Source organism: Candidatus Saccharibacteria bacterium, from assembly GCA_017983775.1.
GTDB lineage: Bacteria > Patescibacteriota > Saccharimonadia > JAGOAT01 > JAGOAT01 > JAGOAT01.
The window spans coordinates 22337-28627 of record JAGOAT010000008.1; the positions used below are offsets into that span (position 1 = coordinate 22337).

The window sequence follows — 6291 nt, forward strand, 5'->3', positions numbered from 1 at the left end:
TAAATCTGAAAGAGCATATAGCTCAGGGCTTTTAAGATCTTAGTCTGAGGATCAGATTTTGTTTGGATATTGCTATACGGTATTATAAGATAAATAGCATGGTGAATTGGGGTAAACTAGTGATTAGACCAGGGATTAACGCAATTAGGCAACATAAGTTAACGATTGTTATCTGGGCATCAATTTTAATATTAGGGCTATTTACCTATGTAAGAGTTTTATTAAAAGAGGGGTTTCCTTCGTTTGAAGTCCCGATAATTGTTATTGATGCCAACTATCTAGTGAATGATCAGATTAGGGTTGATCAAGAGGTTGGATTACCAGTTGCCAATAAGATACTCCAAGATATTGAAGGCAGTGTTGATTTCCAGATTACCTCTTATCAAAATGGCTTTAATCTAGTGGTTAGATTTGGGGATAATGTAGATCTAGGGCAGAAGCGGACTGAGATTGATCAAGTCCTAGAACAGTATCGGCTAGAGTATCAAGGCTTTATTGCAAATACTAGCACCGTAGATGCAACTAAATTCCTGAATAAATATGACTTGTTACTTAGCTTTGCTCCAGCACCAATGACCGACCAGGGGCTAATGACGGACTTTGTAAGTAAGCTAGCAGATAACTCTGATCTGGTAGATCTTGAGGTAGTTCCACTATATCAACAGACTACCGACCCTTCTACTGGTCAGAATAAGCAGGTTCAGATAGGGATTGGACGAGTGGGATATAGAGACAATGGTCAACTAATTTTTAGACCAGCTATTAATATAGGACTTGTAAAAGCAAGTCAGATGGGCGTGATAGAGTTTTCAGACAGTATTAAGAAGACAGTCGACCAAATAATGGAGGGTCAAGAGTATCAAGATAGCAGGTTAATCTATAGTGGAGATTTTGCTAAAAGCTTAGCAGATCAGCTAGGGTCCCTGGAGGAGAATATCCTAGAAGGGATTTTGATAGTAGTACTCGTTACAGGACTAATCATTAGTTTTAGGGCGGCGATTGTCACGGCCCTATTTATGTTGACCGTATTGGCAATAGTTTTCATTTCGATGGAGATATTTGGCAAAAGTCTCAATACCGTTTCTTTGTTTGCATTAATTTTAACTCTCGGATTATTTGTTGATGATGCCACCGTAATGGTTGAGTCAATAGAGGCGGACAATCAGACCGGTAAGGATAGACTTTTGGTAGTTAGGTCTGGGGTTGGTAGAGTTGCCAAGGCGACTATTGCAGGAACACTGACAACTATTTTGGTGTTTCTCCCATTAATCTTTATTAAGGGCGTGTTGGGGCAGTTTATTAAGATTTTGCCAGAAACAGTCGTAATTGCATTATTAGCCTCACTAATCACTTCGGTAGTACTTGTACCTTTTTTGAGTTATCAAATTGTCTTGCCCAAAAAACCCAAGAGGGTTCATAGCGGGTTGTGCAAACTAAGTCTTGGTAGCTGGATTAGAAGGTTTGCTCAGACATATAGTAGATTTATCATGCAACTTGGTGATTCAACTTCAAAAAAGACTATCACGATTGCTAGCTCAGTTATCTTGGGGTTAATTTGCTTAATAGCTTCGGGGGTATTTTTTAGTAAGCTTGGGTTTGATATTTTTCCAAATCCCCGAGATAGCGAAGGGATAATTATCAAGGGAATTCCAGCAAGTCAGCTAAGCCTAGAAGATTTATCTAGGATCACAGAAGAGATCGATCATACTATCATTGATTCTGTGGGTGATTATAGTCAAGAGGTTTATTACTTGATCGCAAATCCTCAGGCAGTTTATCTGCAAATTAAATTAATAGATAGTAAGAGGCCAAGAGCATCTGTTTTGAGTGAGAGATTGCAGGCCAGACTAGCTCAAATCCAGGGAATCAGCCTAGAGGTCAATCAGGAGGCAGTAGGCCCACCTTCTGAAGAATACCCCTTTGAATTTAGGGTGTATATTGATCAGGACAATATGAACAGCTTAGCAAAAGATCTGGAAGATTATCTATCTAATATTGTGATTCAATCGGAATCGAGCATTACCCCAATAACAATTGATCAGGTAGCCACTAGTGGACTTGGTGAGGTATCTAGAACCAAGGAGGGCAGATACCTTCTGGTCGGTGTTAAGTTCAATTCTGATAGTGTTAATGAGATGATTACAAGCCTAAGACAGAAAATCCTGGAGCATTACGATGAGGAGTATCTTAAGAAATACTCAATAAATCAATCAAATTTTGATTTTGAGGTGGGTCAAGAGAGTGAAAATGCCAAGAGCTTTGAATCAATACAGTACGGATTTATCTTGGCGTTGATATTAATGTTGGGCTTATTGGTTGTAATGTTTAGATCGGTACTTCAGTCAATTCTTATCTTTATTGCTATACCCTTTGGATTCTTGGGGGTTTCGATGGCTTTGTATTTTACCAGCAATCCGGTGAGTTTTTTTGTGATGGTTGGACTAACTGGCCTAGTTGGGATTGCGGTTAATAATAGTATTATGATTACTGATTATTACAATCAAGAGAAAGCACTAGGTCAAGATATATATCAAGCAGCAGGTAATGCGATAAATAAGAGACTTAGGGCATTAATAACTACATCACTAACTACAATCTTAGCCTTGGTACCATTGGTCTTGACGGATCCATTCTGGGAACCTCTAGCATTGACAATTATTTTTGGATTATTATCTTCTACGCTTCTGGTAATCTTTGCCTTTCCTTATTATTTAATATTTGCCGAAAGTCTGAGCACGAGAATTAAACAACCAAAACCGGAGGTAACAAATGAAAACAAGCATTAAGAAACTATTACCAGAGAGGCTAATCAATGGTTACCATCTCGGTTGGGCGGTATTAGCGAATATCTGGTACCGATATCCAAGTAGAGAGATTACAGTGATTGCCCTCAATGGCTCAAAGGGTAAGACCACATCTGCCAATATGATTAGGCAGATTCTGGGGTCAGATGGTACAAAGGTTGGCTTGATTAGTACCGCAAATATTGTAGTGGGTGAAGAGGAAAGATTGAATTCCTATCATATGACTATGCCAGGTAGAGCAATAATTCAAAAGCTAATTCGAGAAATGGTTGAGCAGGGATGTAAATACCTAATATTGGAAGTAACTTCAGAGGGTCAAGTTCAATATCGACATTGGGGGTTGGATATAGATTATTTGGTTTACCTAAATTTAATGGATGAAAGGCAGGAAGCTCACCATTTTAACTATAATCAACTCAGGGAAGATAATTCTAGAGTATTTAGGATGGTTTCTCGGCAGAATACCAAGAAGAAGTTTCAGGCCAAGTTTACAAAACTGCTCTTACTGAACCGGGATGATCCTGAGGCAGAATATTATATCAATCAATTCGATCACAAGATTAAGAGCTTTGGTAAAGACCCAGGCTATGATTATTGGCTTAATGATATCCTTGAGACCAGGGAGGGTTTAAGATTTGAGGTCAATCAATTTAAATACCAAATCCCAATTGGGGGAGAGTATAATGCTGATAATGCTCTTGCGGCAATTGCTCTAACAAGTGAGATTGGAGTCGATCAGCAGCGGATAGCCAAAGTCCTCTCGGGGCTAGATCAGATACCCGGCAGATTTGAAAGAATAGAGGCGGGTCAAGAGTTTGGGGTGATAGTTGATTATGCTTATGAACAGGCAGGAATTAGGGGCTTGCTGAAATCTGTTAATAATATCAAGGATCAGGAGTCCGAAGTCTGGGTATTGATAGGTGGACAAGGAGGAGGCCGAGATAAGAAAAAGCGTCCAGAAATAGGAAAGATAGCGATGGAGAATGCTGATAAGGTAGTGATCACAGATGATGATCCTTATGAAGAAGAGCCAATAAATATTATCAAGGATATTGAGAAAGGCGTCAGAGAGGTTTCAAAGGCTAAGAATAAGGACTATTTCCTGATCCAAGATAGAAGGGAAGCAATTGCTTTTGCTCTAAAATCTGCTCAAGCTAAGGATGTAGTGGTCATAGCCTGTAAGGGGGCGGATCAATTGATGATGCGCAAGGGGGGATCAGTGCCTTGGGATGACCGACAAGTAGTAAGAGAAGAGTTGGCAAAGTTGGATTATAAGAGGGGGGACAAGACAGAATAGCTTGATTATCGAGATTACTATATAATACAAGATATGATAAATATTGGTTTGATGCCTTATAGTTTAGGCGGTGGGGTGACAGAAACTGAATCAAGTGCTCAGGCGATTTTTGATCAGCTTTTGCCTCATCTAGAACAAAGAGGGATTGAATATGGTGTCTTGGAAGCTATTACCCCAAATGGCTTACCAAGAGTTAGCAATTCACGAATCAAAAACTACGCTGCATTGATCGGTATGAATAGGTCACTAAAGTCGAGCCTAGTTTCCAGTATTAGTAAAGAAGACCAGATATTATTGACACTCGGGGGAGATCGAGGTTCGATTTTGTCTTCTGCTTTTGCGACCAAAGAACTTTATCCACAAGCAGCAATAGTTTATTTTTCTGGATTTGGGGATAGCTTTATGCCTGGCACTAGCTCAAGTGAGTGGCTAAATAATTCAATTGTTCCTAGCTTACTTGGTAGGGCAGCAGCTAAAGATCTACCCACTAAGGGCTATAGGGATTTTGAGATGATGATTATTGGCCCGCAGTATCTTGAGAGGGTTGAGCTGGAATATATTAAGGGTCAAAATATCAAATACTTTGGAGTCAACCAAATATTAGTAGGAGGATTCAAGCCACTGATTCAGGCAATTCGTCAAACCCTTGGGCACAAGCCCGTTCATGTATTTTTCTCGATGGATACGATGAACTTTCAAGATTTCCCAGGGATCAGTCAGCCCAACCAGGGTGGATTTAGCTACCGTGAGATTAAGCTAATTTTTTCTGAACTAGCCAAAAAGCAGATTAGGGGAATATCTTTTGCTGATCAAGCACCAGAATTCGATCACGAAGAAAGAACATTGACTTTGGCTACAGAGTTAATATTAGATCTCGTAGGCTAAATGGACGGTTGGATTGGATTTTGTTTTAAGATTACTATATAATTAACTTACCAGCTGTTATTGTTGTTCGGACGCGGGGTGGAGCAGTCAGGTAGCTCGTCGGGCTCATAACCCGGAGGTCGTAGGTTCAAATCCTACCCCCGCAACCATCCCCGTAGTGGGGTGAAAATTCACAAGACCGATATCTTCGTCATGGCGACATTTCAATAGTAGGCTCAAGAATACCGACTATTAGCCAAATATAAACTCTAGCCAATGTAGATAGTTTGCTTTTTTACTTCTTATCTCTGGGTTTGCTGTGGTCTGGGTTGGTTCTTCTCCAGGAATGATGATAACATTTTCGTTTTCTTTTTTGAGTCCAAGTCTAGCCCTAGCCTCACGCTCCTGGTAGGAATCAGATTTGTAATATTCCAACTGATATTTTAGCTGATTATTCTCTTCTTCTAGGGTACTAATGTCAGTCTCAAGATTTGAGATCTGGGGATTAAAAAACCTTGCACTTGAGCTAACCCTGATCACGGCAAATACTAAGTATAAGATAATTAGAGTCCCGATAAGGATAATAATTTTCTGGGTATTGCGATTATTGAGATCCAGAAATTCATTCATGAAAGTTTATTTAATTTGTTGAGTTTGAATCGTTGCTACTAGTATTCTCTGATGATTGGGTGGTATCTGTGTCGGTAGAGTTTGAATTAGCTTCAGTGTCCTGTGTTGTCTCAGTCGGAAGCTTCCATTGCCAAGATTTGATAATATCAGTGTAATTTAGTTGGGCAAATTCTTCTCCAAAGCTTCCGTCGATAACAAAAGCCCCATAGCTACTACCATTATATAGATACAGGATTGGCGACTTCACTATTATTATGCTTCTGTTTTTTGAAGTATCAGTAGTGGTATTGGATTTTTGACTAGAGTTGCTAGTAGAGCTAGAAGAACTAGTGGCAGGCTTATAGATAATGGTCATTGCTTCTACACTATCTAAGAGGGTTTCTTGTTCTTTGACTATTTCGATATTGCTGGCTTGTTCTTGCTTCCACTCGGATATTACTTTTTCAAGGGTCTCATACTCACCCTTGAGTGGTTGAACTATGAAATCATTCTCTTTTTTTTGACCGTAAGTGGTATCTAGCTTACAGTCCTTGCTACTACTAAGGGAATTGTCTGCGCGCATCACAAAATTGAAGCAGTATCTATCTATTTCTACTAGGCCACTAGCAATCGTTGTTCTGATAATCTTTTCTAAGCTACTGACATGAGTTTGTTCCAGTTCTGCGGGTGTTGGTTCGGGTTCAGGATCTGGTTGTT

5 protein-coding genes and 1 tRNA gene are annotated in these 6291 nt (G+C 39.6%); 4 read left to right on the plus strand and 2 right to left on the minus strand.

Annotation, left to right across the window (positions count from 1 at the left end):
- Positions 1-98 precede the first annotated feature (98 nt).
- The 4 genes from KA531_01670 to KA531_01685 all read left to right on the plus strand — a co-directional run bounded on the left by KA531_01670 (position 99) and on the right by KA531_01685 (position 5135).
- Complete coding sequence (locus tag KA531_01670; protein ID MBP6005592.1) at positions 99-2786, plus strand: efflux RND transporter permease subunit; 2688 nt, start codon at positions 99-101, stop codon at positions 2784-2786.
- The gene (gene murE, locus KA531_01675) at positions 2770-4101 is read left to right on the plus strand and encodes a UDP-N-acetylmuramyl-tripeptide synthetase (GenBank protein ID MBP6005593.1); all 1332 of its coding nucleotides are present in this window, start codon (positions 2770-2772) and stop codon (positions 4099-4101) included. Before KA531_01670 ends, murE begins: the two co-directional genes overlap by 17 nt.
- 33 nt (positions 4102-4134) lie before the next feature.
- Complete coding sequence (locus KA531_01680) at positions 4135-4986, plus strand: arginase family protein (GenBank protein ID MBP6005594.1); 852 nt, start codon at positions 4135-4137, stop codon at positions 4984-4986.
- Positions 4987-5058: 72 nt separating this feature from the next.
- A tRNA-Met gene (locus KA531_01685) sits at positions 5059-5135 on the plus strand.
- An 82-nt stretch (positions 5136-5217) separates the two neighbouring features.
- Here KA531_01685 and KA531_01690 read toward each other — a convergent pair.
- Both KA531_01690 and KA531_01695 read right to left on the minus strand, forming a co-directional pair.
- Positions 5218-5595, minus strand: coding sequence for a septum formation initiator family protein (locus tag KA531_01690; protein MBP6005595.1), 378 nt, complete (start codon positions 5593-5595; stop codon positions 5218-5220).
- A gap of 10 nt (positions 5596-5605) precedes the next feature.
- On the minus strand, positions 5606-6291 hold a 686-nt coding region (locus tag KA531_01695; GenBank protein ID MBP6005596.1), incomplete at its 5' end, for a hypothetical protein.